Annotated in this window: 18 protein-coding genes and 1 riboswitch; of the genes, 16 read left to right on the forward strand and 2 right to left on the reverse strand. The window is 69.2% G+C overall.

Features of this window, described 5'->3' with window-relative positions; translation table 11 throughout:
• The 13 genes from KXD97_RS11755 (at position 1) to KXD97_RS11815 (ending at position 11,383) form a co-directional block, all read left to right on the forward strand.
• The gene (locus tag KXD97_RS11755) at positions 1–744 is read left to right on the forward strand and encodes a mannan-binding protein (protein WP_396885388.1); all 744 of its coding nucleotides are present in this window, start codon (positions 1–3) and stop codon (positions 742–744) included.
• A gap of 23 nt (positions 745–767) precedes the next feature.
• The gene (locus KXD97_RS11760; protein ID WP_260757928.1) at positions 768–1,328 is read left to right on the forward strand and encodes a hypothetical protein; all 561 of its coding nucleotides are present in this window, start codon (positions 768–770) and stop codon (positions 1,326–1,328) included.
• A 206-nt stretch (positions 1,329–1,534) separates the two neighbouring features.
• Positions 1,535–2,494: an oxygenase MpaB family protein gene (locus KXD97_RS11765; RefSeq protein WP_260756946.1), complete on the forward strand. Its 960-nt coding sequence runs from the start codon at positions 1,535–1,537 to the stop codon at positions 2,492–2,494.
• A gap of 7 nt (positions 2,495–2,501) precedes the next feature.
• Complete coding sequence (locus tag KXD97_RS11770) at positions 2,502–3,089, forward strand: TetR/AcrR family transcriptional regulator (protein WP_260756947.1); 588 nt, start codon at positions 2,502–2,504, stop codon at positions 3,087–3,089.
• 73 nt (positions 3,090–3,162) lie between these two features.
• Positions 3,163–4,725 carry a long-chain-fatty-acid--CoA ligase gene (locus tag KXD97_RS11775; RefSeq protein WP_260756948.1) on the forward strand — a complete coding sequence of 521 codons (1,563 nt, stop codon included), beginning with the start codon at positions 3,163–3,165 and terminating at the stop codon, positions 4,723–4,725.
• 128 nt (positions 4,726–4,853) lie between these two features.
• Positions 4,854–4,920: riboswitch (guanidine-III (ykkC-III) riboswitch) on the forward strand.
• 11 nt (positions 4,921–4,931) lie between these two features.
• Positions 4,932–5,246 (forward strand): multidrug efflux SMR transporter, encoded by a 315-nt coding sequence (locus KXD97_RS11780; protein ID WP_260756949.1) that lies wholly within the window; start codon positions 4,932–4,934, stop codon positions 5,244–5,246.
• Position 5,247: 1 nt separating this feature from the next.
• Positions 5,248–5,622, forward strand: a complete 375-nt coding sequence (locus KXD97_RS11785; RefSeq protein WP_260756950.1) for a multidrug efflux SMR transporter — start codon at positions 5,248–5,250, stop codon at positions 5,620–5,622.
• A gap of 14 nt (positions 5,623–5,636) precedes the next feature.
• Complete coding sequence (locus KXD97_RS11790) at positions 5,637–6,593, forward strand: o-succinylbenzoate synthase (protein WP_396885063.1); 957 nt, start codon at positions 5,637–5,639, stop codon at positions 6,591–6,593.
• A 53-nt stretch (positions 6,594–6,646) separates the two neighbouring features.
• Complete coding sequence (locus KXD97_RS11795; RefSeq protein WP_260756951.1) at positions 6,647–7,612, forward strand: GlxA family transcriptional regulator; 966 nt, start codon at positions 6,647–6,649, stop codon at positions 7,610–7,612.
• A gap of 17 nt (positions 7,613–7,629) precedes the next feature.
• Positions 7,630–8,361 carry a DJ-1/PfpI family protein gene (locus KXD97_RS11800; protein WP_260756952.1) on the forward strand — a complete coding sequence of 244 codons (732 nt, stop codon included), beginning with the start codon at positions 7,630–7,632 and terminating at the stop codon, positions 8,359–8,361.
• Positions 8,362–8,436: 75 nt separating this feature from the next.
• A complete protein-coding gene (locus KXD97_RS11805) occupies positions 8,437–9,219 on the forward strand; it encodes an alpha/beta fold hydrolase (RefSeq protein WP_260756953.1) in 783 nt (260 codons plus the stop codon).
• A gap of 2 nt (positions 9,220–9,221) precedes the next feature.
• Entirely contained in the window at positions 9,222–10,859 is a 1,638-nt protein-coding gene (gene menD / locus KXD97_RS11810) for a 2-succinyl-5-enolpyruvyl-6-hydroxy-3-cyclohexene-1-carboxylic-acid synthase (protein ID WP_260756955.1), read from the forward strand.
• A gap of 5 nt (positions 10,860–10,864) precedes the next feature.
• Positions 10,865–11,383: a DUF3592 domain-containing protein gene (locus KXD97_RS11815; RefSeq protein ID WP_396885391.1), complete on the forward strand. Its 519-nt coding sequence runs from the start codon at positions 10,865–10,867 to the stop codon at positions 11,381–11,383.
• On the opposite strand, the gene KXD97_RS11820 is transcribed toward KXD97_RS11815, so the two are convergent.
• Positions 11,344–12,030 (reverse strand): thioredoxin domain-containing protein, encoded by a 687-nt coding sequence (locus tag KXD97_RS11820; protein ID WP_260756957.1) that lies wholly within the window; start codon positions 12,028–12,030, stop codon positions 11,344–11,346. The genes KXD97_RS11815 and KXD97_RS11820 overlap by 40 nt on opposite strands.
• Positions 12,031–12,147: 117 nt before the next feature.
• Here KXD97_RS11820 and KXD97_RS11825 point away from each other — a divergent pair, with 117 nt between their 5' ends.
• A complete protein-coding gene (locus tag KXD97_RS11825) occupies positions 12,148–13,275 on the forward strand; it encodes a glycosyltransferase family 1 protein (RefSeq protein WP_260756958.1) in 1,128 nt (375 codons plus the stop codon).
• 28 nt (positions 13,276–13,303) lie between these two features.
• Here KXD97_RS11825 and KXD97_RS11830 read toward each other — a convergent pair whose 3' ends face one another.
• Positions 13,304–14,128, reverse strand: coding sequence for an SDR family oxidoreductase (locus tag KXD97_RS11830; RefSeq protein ID WP_260756959.1), 825 nt, complete (start codon positions 14,126–14,128; stop codon positions 13,304–13,306).
• Between the two features lie 257 nt (positions 14,129–14,385).
• Between KXD97_RS11830 and KXD97_RS11835 the strand changes: the two genes are divergently transcribed.
• Positions 14,386–15,630 carry an IS110 family transposase gene (locus tag KXD97_RS11835; protein WP_260751312.1) on the forward strand — a complete coding sequence of 415 codons (1,245 nt, stop codon included), beginning with the start codon at positions 14,386–14,388 and terminating at the stop codon, positions 15,628–15,630.
• Positions 15,631–15,736: 106 nt separating this feature from the next.
• On the forward strand, positions 15,737–16,423 hold the full coding sequence (locus KXD97_RS11840) for a demethylmenaquinone methyltransferase (protein WP_260756960.1): 687 nt from the start codon (positions 15,737–15,739) through the stop codon (positions 16,421–16,423).
• Positions 16,424–16,451 lie beyond the last annotated feature (28 nt).

Here is a 16,451-nt window from a genome sequence, read left to right on the forward strand (position 1 = left end):
ATGACGATCGGCGCCCCCGCTGCCGCCGCATCGGCGCCGTCGTTCTGCGGCGAGATGGGCGGGCAGTGGGACGGTCAGTACTGTCGAACCACAGTGCCGTCCGAGCGCAAGGCGGTCCGCGACATCAAGATCGCGATTCCCGGCGATCTCGTCGACCATTCCGCGGCTGGGCCGGTCATCCGGGACTATCTGAGCACGCTGATGAACAACTGGAGAACCGCGGGCGTGAAGATGGTCGCGGACAGTTTCGGCGAGGGGAACCACCAGATCTTCCGCCGCGGTGACGTGGTGAGCGTGGTGTTCCGCGAGACCTATCACGCCGACGGACCCGACTTCAACAACGCCTACCGCACCTTCACCTTCGACATGGCCGACGGCCGCAGGCTGCAACTGGCCGATCTCGTCAAGCCGGGGCTGGATCCGCTGACGGCCATCCCGCCGCTGGCGCAGCCGTTCGTCGAGCAGGCACTGGATGTGGCGCCCCCGGCTCACCAGCCGCGCACGTACCCGTTCGTGATCGATCGCTGGACCCCGGACAAGGTGTACTCCGGTGCGTACAAGGCGTGGGCGCTGACGCCCCAGGAGCTGATCATCTACATGCCGGACTATCCGGTGGGGCGTGACCGTCCGACGAATTTCACCCCCGGGATCATGCAGTGGTCGATGGACGGCGGCACGGTCCAGGCGCACATCCCGCTGGCGGCGCTGGCGCCGATCCTGCGTCCCGAATTCGGCGGAGCGTAGCGGTGTTCCGACGGGCGGCGGGGATGGCGGCAGTATTGGCCGGGCTGTTGGCTGTTGCGCCGGTCGGTCACGCCGAGCCTGCAACGCCGACACTGCCCGTCTTCACCCCCTACCCGTCGGATTGGCAGCCCGACTACACGCCGTTCCCGTACAACCTCTGGCAGATCCGCGTCACCCCTGAGCAGATCACCGCCCAGCGCGAATCCTGTCAGTGGATCAATGCCCAGTACGGCCCGCTGATGGACCAGGTGTACGGATTCCAGCGCTTCCTCGCCGAACAGGGCGACGACTGGTCGCGGGCCGGAGTCACCCAGGCCGGTGACATCGTCGCCGCCAACCTCGACCAGTCCGCCGCGTTTCTGGACCCACGCGCCCATACCCTGTTCATCGTCAACTATCCGGACCAGAGCGAGTATTCGCCGTTGTTCCACGGTGATTCGATCTACCGGCTGTGGTATCAGTTCACCCAGATCAGCGACAAGATCAAACAGCGGATGCCATCGGGGCAGATCAACGCCAACATCGCGACGGCCAACGTCTACGGCACCGTGATCCGCGACTCCGGCGTCTGCACCGGCGCATAGCCCACCCCCGCAAGCACCACACCCCCCGCAAGCACCACACCCCCGCGAGCGTGCGTGTCTGCGGCGGACACACCGCGCAAATAACCGACATCGCGCACGCTCGCACCGTGCAAGCCGCACGCTCGCGCCCGGCCCGCGACGCCCACCATTGACATGTTGACACATATGGCTAGTCTTTGTGTCAACGACAAGGTTCGGGAGGCGCAATGGTCGCGGTCGTCGAGCAGTCCTCACCCAGCTCCACCGAGAACATCCGGCCGAAAGTCCTTCACGAGTTCCGCAAGCACTCCGGCAGCGTGCTGAGCGGACTCTTCGGCGCTGCCGCATTCGACGAGGTCGCGCTGGTGCCGGTGGCGGCCGCGGTCGACAAGACCGGGCGGTTCGCCTCGAACTTCGCTGACCGCGGTGTGCGCAGCGGGTTTTCGGCACTGCTGGCGATCTGGGGCGACGCGGCGGACCGCGCGGCGGAGGGCGAGCGGCTCAAGCGGATGCACCGGGAGGTGCGCGGTCGCGGGGCCGGGGACTTCGCTGACGTGCGCTACAGCGCGCTGGATCCCAAGCTGTGGAACTGGATCGCGGTCAGCGGACTGTTCGTGGTGCTCAACTCGTTCACCCCGTGCACCGGGATCACGTTGACCGAGGACGAGCGGGAAGCGGCGTATCAGCAACTGCTGGAGGGCTTCCGGTCGCTGGAGCTGCCGGGAAAGAACGCGAAGCTGCCCGCGACCTACACCGAGGCCGAGCAGTACTACGAGTCGATGGTCGACGGAGAGCTCGCGTCGAATCCGTTCCTGCGCCAGGTCACCGAAAACCTCACCAGGCTTCCGCTGCCGACGCTGATGCTGCCGCCGGCGTTGCGGTTGGCGCTGACCCCCGGCTGGCTGGCGCTGCGGCCGCTGGCCGGCAGGGTGGTGACCGTGTGCTCGTTCGGCATCCTGCACCCCGGTATCCGCGACATGTCCGGCTTCCGGTGGGATACGCGCCACGACCGCGAGTTCGCGCTCTACACCCGGCTGCTGCAGTTGGCGTGGCGCACCCTGCCCGACAGAGTGCTGCTAATCCCGTTGGCCCGCAACAGGATCGAATACGAGAAGCTGGTACGGCTGCACCGTTCAGTCGCCCTTGATTCGTTCGCGCCGCCACCTGGCCGCTGCCCGGCGGGCTGACCTGCCGATGCGGCGCGCGCGCACCAGGAACACCCCCGGCGAACAAGAAGCCGCGATCCTCAAGGCCGCGGCCGAAGAGGTCGCGCTCGTCGGCGTCGGCCGCCTCAACATGGACGTGATCGCCCGCCAGGCCGGCGTCAGCCGCAGCACGCTGTACCGGAGGTTCCCCAGCCGCGACGCACTGATCACCGAATTGGGGCGGCAGACTTTCGACTTCGCGATGGCGCGATTGCAGACCGTGGCCATCGACTCCGGACCCCAGCAGGCCGCGGTCGCCTGTTTCCGCGAAGGGGTACGGCTGCTCACCGGTGAACCGGTGATGCGCAGGTTCCTTCAGCTCGACGGCGAGTTCACCGCCACCACCGAGATGGTCGAGGAGGCAAGGCTGTTCCTGGTCAGTGCGGCCACCGCGATGGCCAAGGCCCTGCGGGCGGCCGGGGCCACCATGCCCGACGATCAGCTGCTCGCCGTCGCCGACATCCACATCCGGCTCGCCGCCTCACTGGTCCAGGTCAGCACCCCCGTCCTCGACGTCACAGATGACGAGGCCGTCGCCGGCTACGCCCGCACCCACCTCGCGCCGCTGGTGCACTGAATTCTGTGAAGTCGTTGTGGGCGATTGTGCGAATCCGCTCAGCGGCGCGCATCAGCGTGGCACGCTTCTGCCCATGGCCGACCTGTCCGCACCGCAATTCCTCGACGAACGCCTCGCACACTGGGCGACCACCAAACCCGACGACGAAGCCATGGATTACCTCGACCGGTCCTGGACCTGGTCGCAGTGGAACGAACGGGTTCGCCGCCTCGCCGGTGCGCTGAAGGAGCGGGGCGTCACGCGGGGCGACGTGGTGGCCTTCCTCGACAAGAACCACCCGGCGTGCGTCGAGCTCACCTTCGCCGCGGCATCGCTGGGCGCGGCCAACGCGATCATCAACTTCCGGCTGGCCGCCGACGAACTCGACTATGTGCTCAACGATTCCGGCGCGAAGCTGCTCATCGTGGGTCAGGAGTTCAAGGACGCGGTCGACGGCATCCGCGACAAGCTCACCAACATCGACCATGTCATCTCCGTCAAGCCCGAAGGAGACGACGAGTACGAGGACCTGCTGGCGGCCGCCACCCCCGCCGAACGCTCGTCGGAGGTTCAGCCTGACGACGTGTGCATCATCATGTACTCGTCGGGGACCACGGGCCGCCCGAAAGGTGTCGAGCTCACCCAGTCCAACATCATCGCCCACACCCTCAATGCCCACGAGGGCTTCGAGTTCGACGAGGGTGACAAGAACATGGTGGCGATGCCGCTGTTCCACGTCGGCGGATCGTCGTACGTGCAGTTCGGAATTCACGACGGCTTCCCGAGCGTGATGACCCGCGACGTTGACGGCATGACCCTGGCCGGGGCGATTCTCAAGGGCGCCAACCGTACATTCCTGGTGCCGGCGGTGCTGGCCAAGCTGCTCGAGGCCGGTGAGGACGCAGTGAAACTGTTCTCGTCGCTCAAGACCTTCGCCTACGGAGCGTCGCCGATGCCGCTGCCGCTGCTGCGTCAGGCGTTACAGGCTTGGCCGGACACCGATTTCATGCAGGCCTACGGGCTGACCGAACTGTGCGGCGTGATCAGCCACCTGCTGCCCGAAGCGCACCGCGACCCGGGGAAAGAGGAGCGGCTGTCCAGTGCGGGCACGCTGGTGCCCAACGCCGAGGTGCGTGTCGTCGATCCGGACACCCTGGAAGACGTCCCGACCGGCACGCAAGGCGAACTATGGTTCCGCTCACCGCAATTGATGAAGGGCTATCACAACAAGCCGGAGGCGACCGCCGAGGCCGTCACCGACGACGGCTGGTTCCGCACCGGCGACATCGGCCGCGTCGACGAGGGCGGCTACATCTTCGTCGAGGACCGGCTCAAGGACATGATCATCTCCGGCGGCGAGAACATCTACTCCATCGAGGTGGAGCGGGTGCTGGCCGAACACGAGGCCGTCGTCGAGGTCGCGGTGATCGGCGTCCCCGACGAGAAGTGGGGTGAGGTCGTCAAGGCCGTCGTCGTCCTGGAGGGCGAGGCGTCCGAAAGCGAGCTGATCGCCTTCGCCCGTGAGCGGCTGGCCGCCTACAAGTGTCCGAAGTCGGTCGACATCGCCGACGAGCTGCCGCGCAACCCCACCGGCAAGATCCTGAAAAAGGAGCTGCGCAAGCCCCACTGGGAGGTCCGCGACCGCACCACGGTGTAGTCCCAGACCCCGGTTGCGGTGAGTCGGCGGCCCCGCGCCGCCCGTCCCCTCCGGCCGCACCCGGAGATGCCGGTCACCATTTGTTTCCGGGACATGACCGGCCTGGAACTGTTGGGTAACGTGGCCGGTGCAGCGCCCAATTCCGGGTGCTGGCGGACGAGGGAGCAGTACCCGCAGCGACAAGACTGACTCGTTGAGGAGGTCTTGTGGCTTGGCTGGTTCTGGTGGTCAGCGGCTTCTTCGAGGCCGTCTGGGCGGCCGCGCTCGGCATGTCGAACAACTTCCGGCGGTGGCGGCCCGTCCTGGTCGTCGCGATCACCATGCCCACGAGCCTGGCGGGCCTGGCGTACGCGATGCGGACATTGCCGACGGGGACGGCCTACGCCGTGTGGGTCGGGATCGGCGCGTCGCTGACGGTGCTCTGGGCGATCACGACGAAGAGGGAGGCGGCCTCCACGGCGCGCCTGCTGTTGCTGTTGCTGCTCGTCGGCAGTGTCGCCGGACTGAAGGTGGTGAGCTGACATGCCGTGGACGATCCTGATCGTCAGCGCGGTGATGGAAGCGGTGTGGGCGACCGCGCTCGGCGAGTCCGACGGTTTCACCCGGCCGGGCTCGACCGTGGTGTTCCTGGTGGCGATGGTGCTGAGCATCTGGGGCCTCGGCTGGGCGGTCAAGCACATCCCGATCGGCTCGGCCTATGCGGTGTGGACCGGCCTGGGTGCGGCCCTGACCGTCGGTTATGCGATGGCCACCGGTGCCGAGGCCGTCTCCGCTGCCAAGTTGATCTTCGTGAGCGGCATCATCGTCGCCGTCGTCGGCCTGAAGATGCTGCCGTCGGGCGCCGACAGGCCCGACGCCGAACCCCTGCCGCTGGTGCTGGAGCAGGCCGGCCGCTGAGGCACGATGAAGCGGTGGTGGAACTCGTCGACGTCCTTGAGCGGCTGCACATCGTGGCGCTGCCGATGCGGGTCCGCTTCCGCGGCATCACCACGCGCGAACTCGCTCTGATCGAGGGCCCCACCGGCTGGGGCGAGTTCGGTGCGTTCGTCGAATACCGGCCGCCGGAGGCCGCGCACTGGCTGGCCGCCGGCATCGAGGCCGCCTACCGCCCGCTGCCCGCGCCGCGCCGTGCCCGCATCCCGATCAACGCGACGGTGCCGGCCGTCCCGGCGGCGCAGGTCACCGACGTGCTCGCGCGCTTCCCCGGCGCGCGCACCGCGAAGGTGAAGGTCGCCGAACCCGGCCAGACGCTGGCCGACGACGTGGCCCGGGTCGACGCCGTGCGCGCCGTGGTGCCGACGGTGCGGGTGGACGCCAACGGTGGCTGGACGGTCGAGGAGGCGGTCGCGGCGGCGCGGGCGTTGACGGCCGACGGTCCGCTCGAGTACCTGGAACAACCGTGCCGCACCGTGTCCGAGCTGGCCGAGGTACGCCGCCGGGTCGACGTCCCCGTCGCCGCCGACGAGAGCATCCGTAAGGCCGACGACCCACTGCACGTCGTCCGCAGCGGCGCCGCCGACGTCGCCGTGCTCAAGGTCGCCCCGCTGGGCGGTGTCCACGCGATGCTGCAGATCGCCGCGCAGATCGACATCCCCGTCGTGGTCTCCAGCGCGCTGGACTCCGCGGTCGGCATCGGGGTCGGGCTGGTCGCCGCGGCCGCGCTGCCCACACTCGGGCACGCCTGCGGGCTCGGCACCGGCGGACTGTTCGTCGAGGACGTCGCCGCGTCCGTCGTCCCGGCCGACGGCTACCTGCCCGCCGCGACCGTCACCCCCGACCCCGACCGGGTCGCGGCGCTGGCCGCCCCGCCGGACCGCAGGCAGTGGTGGATCGACCGGGTCCGGGAGTGCTTTCCGCTGCTGTCCTGATCTGTGGGGTGCATGGCCTGGACGCCATCCCGCCCCTGGACGACACTGGGGGCATGGCGCGCACCGTGCTGATCGTCGGATTCCCCGGCGTGCAGGCGCTCGACCTCGTCGGCCCCTTCGACGTGTTCACCAGTGCCTCGGTGTACGTCAGCGGGCAGGGCCTCGGTGAGGGATACGCGGTCCGGGTCGTGTCCGTCGACGGTGTCGCGGTCAGCACCGGCACCGGATTGACCCTGGTCGCCGAGCCGCTGCCCGACCCCGGCGACCCGGTCGACACCGTCGTGCTGCCGGGCGGCTGGGGTGTCGAGACGGCGCGCCGGGACCCGGCGCTGATCGACTGGGTCGCGGCTGTCACACCGAACGCCCGCCGGGTGGTCAGCGTATGCAACGGCGCCGTGCTGGCCGCACAGGCAGGACTGCTCGACGGTTGCGTGGCCACCACGCACTGGGCGTCGGCCTCCCACATGGCCGCCGAGTTCCCGGCGGTCACCGTCGATCCCGATCCGATCTTCGTGCGCAGTTCGGAGAAGGTGTGGACCGCCGCGGGCGTCACCTCCGGTATCGACCTCGCGCTGGCGCTGGTCGAGGAGGATCACGGCACCGAGGCCGCACAGACCATCGCCCGCTACCTGGTGATGTACCTGCGCAGGCCCGGCGGCCAGACCCAGTTCGCCGCGCCGGTGTGGATGCCCCGCGCCCGGCGCACCCCGATTCGCGACGTGCAGGAGGCGATCGAGTCCGAACCCGGTGGTGCGCACAGCATCTCGGAGCTCGCCCGGCGCGCCGCGATGAGCCCGCGCCACTTCACCCGGGTGTTCACCGACGAGGTCGGGGAGGCGCCCGGCGCGTATGTGGAACGGGTCCGCACCGAAGCGGCGCGCCGCCAACTGGAGGAGACCGACGACACCGTCACGGTGATCGCCGCGCGCTGCGGCTTCGGGTCGGCGGAGACGTTGCGCCGCAGCTTCGTTCGCCGTTTGGGCGTATCACCTGACCGGTACCGCAGAACATTCGCCTGAGAGATCGAGGAGGGACCATGCAGGTCGCCATCATGCTGTATCCCGGGTATACCGCCCTGGACTTCATCGGACCCTACGAGAGCCTCCGCTGGCTGCCCGACGTCGAGGTCCGATTCGTCTGGCACGAGCCGGGTCCGATCGCCGCCGATTCGCACGTGCTGCTCATCGGCGCCACCCACAGTTTCGACGAGACGCCGTCGCCGGACATCGTCCTGATCCCCGGCGGCTTCGCCACCATGGAGCACGCCCGCGACCAGAAGGTGCTCGACTGGGTGCGGCGGGCGCACCGCACGTCGACGTGGACGACGTCGGTGTGCTCGGGGTCGGTGATCCTGGCCGCCGCGGGGGTGCTCGACGGCAAGCGCGCCACGTCGCACTGGGCGGCGCTGCCGGTGCTCAAGACGCTCGGCGCGCAGCCGGTCGGCGACCAGCGGATCGTGGTCGCCGACGAGAAGACCGTCACCGCGGCGGGAGTGTCGGCGGGCATCGACCTGGGCCTGTGGCTGGCCGGGCGCATCGCCGGCGAGGCCAGAGCCAAGGCCATCCAGCTGTCGATGGAGTACGACCCGCAGCCGCCGTTCGACTCCGGGCACATGTCGAAGGCCTCGGCGTCGACCAAGGCGCTGGCCACCGCGCTGATGGGCAAGGAGATGGTCAAACCGGCGGCGCTGGCCACCTCCACCGCGCTGCTGTGGGACGCCGCGCTCAAGCGGATTCGGCGTGGAAAGCCGGTCGCGAAAGTGCGCTGAGAGCGTGATGACGGCCCGACCGGCACTGTCGAGCGCACTCTCGGCGCCTCGCGGGCTTCCAGTAGCGTCGGCGGGGTGAATCTGGCATTCGACGATCGCGGCTCGGGGGAGCCGGTGCTGTTCATCGCAGGCCGTGGCGGCGCCGGGCGCACATGGCATCTGCACCAGGTGCCCGTCTTCGCCCGCGCCGGTTACCGGTGTGTGACGTTCGACAACCGCGGCATCGGCGCGACCGAGAACGCATCGGGGTTCACCACCGAGACGATGGTCGGCGACACCGCTGCGCTGATCGAGCACCTCGGGCTCGGCCCGGTGCGGATCGTGGCGGTCTCGATGGGCTCCTATATCGCCCAGGAGCTGATGGTGGCCCGCCCCGAGCTGGTCCGATCGGCGGTGCTGATGGCCACCCGCGGCCGCCACGACCGCACCCGCGACTTCTTCTGGCAGGGCGAGCGGGCACTGGCCCAGGCCGGCGCCCCGCTCCCGGTCGAGTTCGAGGCGAAAGTGCGTCTGCTGGAGAGCTTTTCACCGAAAACCTTGAACGATGACAACGCCGTGCGGGACTGGATCGACATGTTCACCATGTGGCCGCAGAAGCCCACCCCCGGTATCCGCACCCAGCTCGACATCGCCCCGCAGGGCAGCCGGCTGGCGGCCTACCAGAACGTCACCACCCCGGCCCTGGTGATCGGGTTCGCCGACGACGTCGTGCTGCCGTCCCACCTGGGTCGCGAGGTCGCCAACGCGCTGCCCAACGGGCAGTTCCTGGAGATCCCGGGCACCGGCCACCTGGGCTTCATCGAGAAGCCGCAGGTCGTCAACACCGCGATCCTCAATTTCTTCGCCGATACCCTGTAGTGGTGAACCCCTCGACGGCGCAGGCCCGGGTGGTCGTCGACGAACTGATCCGCGGCGGCGTCCGCGACGTTGTGCTGTGCCCCGGCTCGCGCAACGCGCCGCTGGCCTTCGCGCTGCACGACGCCGACCGGGCCGGACGGCTGCGCCTGCACGTGCGGATCGACGAGCGGACGGCCGGTTTCCTGGCGATCGGGCTCGCGGTGGCGGAGCGGGCCCCGGTGTGTGTGGCGATGACGTCCGGCACCGCGGTCGCCAACCTGGGCCCGGCGGTGGTCGAGGCGAACTACGCGCGGGTACCGCTGATCGTGCTGTCGGCCAACCGGCCCTATGAACTGCTGGGCACCGGGGCCAACCAGACCTTCGAGCAACTCGGCTACTTCGGCACCCAGGTGCGCGCCACTATCAGCCTCGGCCTGGCCGAGGACTTGGCGGACATGGATTCGCTCAACGCCCAGTGGCGCTCGGCGACATGCCGAGTCCTGGTGGCGGCCACTGGATCCCGGTCGGCGAACGCGGGCCCGGTGCAGTTCGACATCCCGCTGCGTGAGCCGCTGGTGCCCGACGCGCAGGACCCCGCCACGCCCTACGCGCCGGACGGCCGCCCCGACGGCAGGCCGTGGACCCACACACCCCCGGTGACGTTCGACCAGCCGCTGGACATCGACCTGACGCCGGACACCGTGGTGATCGCCGGGCACGGAGCGGGCGTGCACCCGAACCTGGCCCACCTTCCGACGGTCGCCGAGCCGACGGCTCCGTACGCGCAGAATCCGCTGCATCCGCTGGCGTTGCGGCTGCTGCGTCCCAAGCAGGTCATCATGCTGGGCCGGCCCACGCTGCACCGACCCGTCTCGGCGCTGCTGGCCGACCCGGCGGTGCCGGTGTTCGCGCTCACCACCGGTCCACGCTGGCCTGACGTGTCGGGTAACTCCCAGGCCACCGGCACCCGCGCGATCACCTCCGGCGAGCCGTCGCAGGACTGGATGCGCCGGTGTGCCGAGGCCGGCCGGCGCGCCGTCGATGCGGTGCGCGGGCAGCTCGCCGCGCATCCGTTGACGACGGGTCTGCACGTGGCCGCCGCGGTCGCCGACGCGGTGCGGCCCGGCGATCAGCTGGTGCTCGGCGCGTCGAACCCGGTCCGCGACATCGCGCTGGTGGGCTTCAACACCGCCGAGGTCAAGGTGCGCTCCAACCGCGGTGTCGCGGGTATCGACGGGACCGTCTCGACGGCGATCGGCGCGGCGCTCGCCCACGAGCGCGGCGGCGGGCGCACGGTCGCGCTGATCGGCGACCTGACGTTCGTCCATGACAGCTCCGGTCTGCTGATCGGGCCCACCGAGCCGACCCCGCAGAACCTGACCATCGTGGTGTCCAACGACAACGGCGGCGGCATCTTCGAGCTGCTGGAGCAGGGCGACCCGCGGTTCTCCGACGTGTCCTCGCGCATCTTCGGCACACCGCACGATGTCGACGTCGGTGCGCTGTGCCGGGCCTATCACGTGGAGAGCCGCCAGATCGAGGCCGGTCAGCTCGCCGACGCGCTCGACGAGGACGCCGACGGCATGCGCGTCCTGGAGGTCAAGGCGGACAGGTCCTCGTTGCGGGAGCTGCACGCGTCGATCCGGGCTGCCCTGCTGTGACCGACCTGGTGCGACGCCTCAAGGCGTTGCGGCAGTTCGTGATTCCGCACCTGTACGGCGAGCCGGGGGAGCCGCGGCGGGCGCGGATCGTGCGCCGGGTCCGGATCGGCATCGTCGTCGCCGCGTGTCTGGTGACACTGCAGTCGGTGCTGCTGGTGCTCGGCGCGTGGCGCAACGACCGCCAGATCGAACGCCATCTCGGGGTGGCCGAAGCCACTGTGCTCGACGCGGGACAGCGGCGCTCGACCATCGAGTTCGTCACAAAGGACCGGGTCACCTACCGTCCCGAACTGGGTGTGCTGTACCCGTCCGAGCTCGAGAACGGCATGCGCATCTATGTCGAATACGACGTCAACGACCCGGATCTGGTGCGGGTGCAGGACCGAAATGCCGCGCTGGCCATCATCCCGGCGGGGTCCATCGCGGTGCTCGGCTGGCTGATCGCGGGTACCGCGCTGGGCGTCACCGCGCTGATCGAACGCCGCTACGGTGCGACCAGGTCGGTCAGCCAGTCGTCGTCGTAGATGTCGAGCCTCTTGCCGGCGTTGAGGTCGAACACGGTCGGGGTGCCGGTCTCGGTGCGGTCGATGTCGAACAGCAGATCGAAGTTGGTGTCGTCCATCTCGACGACGTCGACGGCCTCCGAGCCGCTGGCGATGTGGTCGGCCACGGCATCGGCGATACCCGCGCTGCCGGCCATGTCGCGCAGCTGCCGGCCGGTGAACTCCGGGCCGCCGGGCTGCTGGTTGACCCACAGCTCGTGGACGAAGCGCTGCAGCTGGGTGCCGGTGGCCGCGGAGTTGTCGACGGCGTCGGCGGCCAGGAACAGCGCGTTGGCCACCTGCGCCGAGTACCCGTCGTAGCTGGTGTCGAGGAACGTCAGCGGCCGGTAGGTGACCTGCAGCGCGCCGACGGTGATCTGGTAGGCGAGCTGGTCGCCGAAGTCGTACTGCAGGTCGCCGCAGTGCGTGCACTGCGGCTCGGTGTAGATCTCGATCTTGGCGGGCGCGTCGTCGAAGCCTGCGACGATGCCGAACCCGTCCTCGGTCAGCGCCAGCGGCGTCGCGGTCGCGTCGACGCGGGGGGCGCCGCTGATCTCGGTGGTGCATCCGAGCGCCGTCGTCAGCAACCCGAGCGCCGCAAGCGCGGCCAGAGGGCGTGTCCAGTGCATGGGTCCATCCTTGTCGCGATGACGGTTCGGGGCCCGCTTTTGGCCGCGCACCGGGTATTCGTGTGACATATCCCTGCGCGCAACCTCGCCGACAGCTGACGATGTCACCGTCGGCGTGTGCGCGTTGCCATCGTCGCCGAATCGTTCCTGCCGAATGTCAACGGGGTCACCAACTCGGTGCTCCGGGTGATCGAGCATCTGCGTCGCACCGGCCACGAAGCCTTGGTGATCGCTCCGGACACCCCGCGCGGGCAGCCGGTCGCCGACAAGGTGCACGACGGGGTCCGGGTGCACCGGGTTCCGTCGATGATGCTCCCGAAGGTCACCTCGCTGCCGCTGGGGGTTCCGCGGCCGCGGATGGTCGGGGTGCTGCGCGGATTCGCGCCTGACGTGGTGCATCTGGCCTCCCCGGCCCTGCTCGGGTGGGGTGGGGTGCACGCCGCGCGGCGTCTCGGTGTCCCGACGGTGGCCGTCTTCCAGACCGACGTCGCCGGTTTCGCGCAGAGCTACGGGGTGGGGATGCTCTCGCAGGCGTCATGGGCCTGGACCCGCCGGCTGCACGCCAAGGCCGACCGCACGCTGGCGCCGTCTACTGCGGCGATCGAAAGCCTTGCCGCACATCAGATTCCCCGAGTGCACAAATGGGCTCGCGGGGTCGACGTGACGGGCTTCGTGCCGTCGGCACGTGACGAGGAGCTACGGCGCTCGTGGTCGCCCGACGGAAAGCCCGTCATCGGTTTCGTCGGCCGGTTGGCGCCCGAGAAGCACGTCGAGCGGCTGGCCGCTTTGCACGCGCGCGACGATCTGCAGCTCGTCGTGGTCGGTGACGGCGTGGACCGCGCCAAGCTCGAAAACATGCTTCCCCGGGCGGTTTTCACCGGCGCCCTGTATGGGCCCGAGTTGGCGGCCGCCTACGCCAGCATGGACGTGTTCGTCCACCCCGGGGAGCACGAGACCTTCTGTCAGGCGGTTCAGGAGGCGATGGCCTCGGGACTGCCGGTGGTCGCGCCGGACGCCGGCGGGCCTCGCGATCTGGTCACCCCGTACCGCACTGGATTCCTGCTCCCGGTAACCGAATTCGAGAACCGGCTCTCGGCATCGGTCGACCACCTGATCGCCGAACGTCGCCGCTACTCGGTGGCCGCCCGCCGCAGCGTGCTGGGCCGCAGCTGGCCGGCGATCTGCGACGAGCTGCTCGGGCACTACGACGCGGTGCTGGGGGCCCGCCGCCTGCGCGCGGCGTAGGCGGCCCGGTCACATCGCGCGCCGCGCCTCACCCCTGGGCTTCGATCGCCACCGGCTGCCACTTCTCCCACTCCGCCAGCCTGCTCTGGTAGTCGGCCCTGGCCAGCTCCAGCGGCAGCTCCCCGAAGAACACCCGCAGTGGCGGGTCGGGGCTGTCGACGATCTTGCGCAGCGCGCGGGCCGACGCCTGCGGATCGCCCGGGCGTGCCGTCCGTGACGCGCGCATCTGCTCGTTCCTGGCGTGCCCGTCGGCGTAGGCCGGCAGCGCGGTGGCGTGTTTGGCCGACGGCCCGGCCCAGTCGGTGGCGAAACCCCCCGGTTCGATCAGGGTGACGTGTACGCCGAACTCGGCGACCTCCTGGGCCAACGCCTGGGAGAACCCTTCCAGCGCCCACTTGGACGCGTGGTAGGCGCCGAGGTTGGGGAAGGCCACGACCCCGCCGATCGAGGACACCTGGATGATGTGGCCGCTGCGCTGTTCGCGCAGGTAGGGCAGTGCGGCCTGGGTGATCCAGAGCGCGCCGAACACGTTCGTCTCGATCTGGTCGCGGGCCTGCTTCTCCGAGAGCTCCTCGATGAACCCGAACTGTCCGTAGCCGGCGTTGTTGACGACGATGTCGAGCCGGCCGAAGTGGTCGTGGGCCCGCGCGACCGCGGCGAAGTCGGCGTCGTGATCGGTGACGTCGAGCTTCAGTGGCAGCAGCGCGTCGCCGTACTCGGCTGCCATGTCGTCGAGGGTGGACAGGTCACGGGCGGTGGCGGCCACTTTGTCACCGCATGCCAGCGCCGCGATCGCCCACTCGCGTCCGAAGCCGCGCGACGCACCGGTGATGAACCAGACTTTTTCGCTCACTGGTGCACCATCCTTGTGTCGGTGATCTTGGATGGATTGCCGATGCACCCGAGGTGCCGCTGATCTATCGCCCTGCTCGCTCGACACATTCGATGTCCAGCATGAGTTCTGCGGAGGCCAGTGGTTACCCGGGGCGCGTTGACCGTCGACAGGGCTATGCGCCACCGAGCGCCGCTCAGTGAGCGAACCGGCAGTCGTGCCCCGGAACCTGCACATAAGGGTGCCTCCCCACTGGGCTTAGCAGCGAGGAGGCTGTCATGAAGTCTGCCCGAAATACCCTGCCAACGGAACCCACCAATGGGCTCACCTGTGGAATCGACTGGGCCCGCGATGATCACGCGGTCTCGATCGTCGATGCCAAAGGCCGCGAGATCACCCGCAAAACGATCGGTCACCACGCCGTTGGGCTGCGTGATCTGCTCACCACACTGCAGCGCGTCGGTGTCGGAGAAGTCGCCATCGAACGCCCCGACGGTCCGGTTGTAGATGCCCTGCTCGAGGCCGGGATCACCGTCGTGGTGATCAGTCCCAACCAGGTGAAGAACCTGCGCGGGCGCTACGGATCGGCCGGCAACAAAGACGACCGCTTCGACGCGTTCGTCCTGGCCGACACCTTGCGCACCGACCGGACCCGGCTGCGGCCCCTGCAGCCCGACAGCCCGGCCACCGTCGCCCTGCGTCAGACCTGTCGAGCCCGCAAAAATCTGGTCGCTCACCGCGTGGCGATCGCCAACCAGCTGCGGGCTCATCTGATGATCGTCTTTCCCGGCGCGATCGGGCTGTTCGCCGATATCGACTCGCCGATCAGCCTGGCCTTTTTGGCCCGCTTTGACTGCCAGGACCGCGCCGACTGGCTCTCGGTCACCCGGATGGCCAACTGGCTGGCCAGCGTTGGCTACAGCGGCCGCACCCACGCCAGTGAACTGCACCGACGACTCACCGCCGCGCCTCGCGGCGCCACCGGTATCGACGGTGCCACCATCACCGCGACCTTCGTCGAGGTGTTGAGCACTGTGAGCGCCCAGATCAAAACCCTCGACCAGAGCATCGCCGAGCAACTCGACGCTCACGCCGATGCTCATATCTTCACCAGCCTGCCCCGCTCGGGCACCTTCCGTGCCGCCCGACTGCTCGCCGAAATGGGCGACTGCCGCGCACGGTTCCCCACCCCCGAATCGCTGGCGTGCCTGGCCGGAGTCGCCCCCTCCACCCGCCAGTCCGGGAAAGTCAAACACGTCGGATTCCGCTGGGCTGCAGACAAACAACTCCGCGACGCCGTATGCGATTTCGCCGGTGACAGTCGTCGAGCCAACCCCTGGGCTGCCGATCTCTACAACCGCGCCCGAGCCCGCGGACACGACCACCCCCACGCCGTGCGCATCCTCGCCCGCGCCTGGCTCTACATCCTCTGGCACTGCTGGCACGACGAAGTCGCCTACGATCCCACCCAACACAGGGCCCTCCAAAAGCTGATCAACCAGGATCAACCCAGGGCGGCTTGACACAGGGCAACTCATGCCCGGATCAATGCCCGGCGGGTCGCCAACCATTCCCGGGGCACCGAGCGCACAGCCAACTGCCAGCGGTCTGCCTGATACGTTCGGCTGCGTGAACCGCGCGTCGCTGGAGAAGGATCCCCATGAAGTGGCGTCGATGTTCGACGGGGTCGCACGCCGCTACGACCTGACCAACACCGTGCTGTCGCTGGGACAGGACCGGTTCTGGCGCCGCGCCACCCGCGAGGCGCTGCGGCTGAGCCCCTCGGACAAGGTGCTGGACCTGGCCGCCGGGACGGCGGTGTCGACGGTCGAACTGGCCAGCTCCGGCGCGTGGTGTGTGGCCGCGGACTTCTCCGTGGGCATGCTGGCGGCCGGCGCGTCACGCGACGTGCCCAAGGTCGCCGGGGACGCCACCCGGCTGCCGTTCGCCGACGGGGTGTTCGACGCGGTGACCATCAGCTTCGGACTGCGCAATGTCGTCGACCATTCGGCGGGGCTGCGGGAGATGGCGCGGGTGACCCGTCCGGGCGGACGGCTGGTGGTGTGCGAGTTCTCCACGCCGACCAACGGGCTCTTCGCGACGGTGTGCAAGGAGTACCTGATGCGGGCGCTGCCGGCGATGGCGTCGGCGGTGTCGTCCAATCCGGATGCGTATGTGTATCTGGCCGAGTCGATCAGGGCCTGGCCGGATCAGCGCGAGCTGGCCCGGCGCATCGAGGCGGCCGGCTGGTCGAAGGTGCGCTGGCGCAATCTCACGGGCGGGATCGTCGCGCTGCACGCCGCCACCAAACCCTGACCCCGCTTCCCCTGACCCCGCCCTCCTT

Origin of the sequence: Mycobacterium sp. SMC-8, assembly GCF_025263565.1 — a bacterium.
Taxonomy (GTDB): domain Bacteria; phylum Actinomycetota; class Actinomycetes; order Mycobacteriales; family Mycobacteriaceae; genus Mycobacterium.

Excerpts from the sequence above, each read along its gene's own strand:
- KXD97_RS11755 (WP_396885388.1), top strand. The coding sequence starts at position 1 with ATGACGATCGGCGCCCCCGCTGCCGCCGCATCGGCGCCGTCGTTCTGC.
- KXD97_RS11760 (WP_260757928.1), top strand. The coding sequence starts at position 768 with ATGGCGGCAGTATTGGCCGGGCTGTTGGCTGTTGCGCCGGTCGGTCAC.
- KXD97_RS11765 (WP_260756946.1), top strand. The coding sequence starts at position 1,535 with ATGGTCGCGGTCGTCGAGCAGTCCTCACCCAGCTCCACCGAGAACATC.
- KXD97_RS11770 (WP_260756947.1), top strand. The coding sequence starts at position 2,502 with ATGCGGCGCGCGCGCACCAGGAACACCCCCGGCGAACAAGAAGCCGCG.
- KXD97_RS11775 (WP_260756948.1), top strand. The coding sequence starts at position 3,163 with ATGGCCGACCTGTCCGCACCGCAATTCCTCGACGAACGCCTCGCACAC.
- KXD97_RS11785 (WP_260756950.1), top strand. The coding sequence starts at position 5,248 with ATGCCGTGGACGATCCTGATCGTCAGCGCGGTGATGGAAGCGGTGTGG.
- KXD97_RS11795 (WP_260756951.1), top strand. The coding sequence starts at position 6,647 with ATGGCGCGCACCGTGCTGATCGTCGGATTCCCCGGCGTGCAGGCGCTC.
- KXD97_RS11800 (WP_260756952.1), top strand. The coding sequence starts at position 7,630 with ATGCAGGTCGCCATCATGCTGTATCCCGGGTATACCGCCCTGGACTTC.
- KXD97_RS11820 (WP_260756957.1), bottom strand. The coding sequence starts at position 12,030 with ATGCACTGGACACGCCCTCTGGCCGCGCTTGCGGCGCTCGGGTTGCTG.
- KXD97_RS11835 (WP_260751312.1), top strand. The coding sequence starts at position 14,386 with ATGAAGTCTGCCCGAAATACCCTGCCAACGGAACCCACCAATGGGCTC.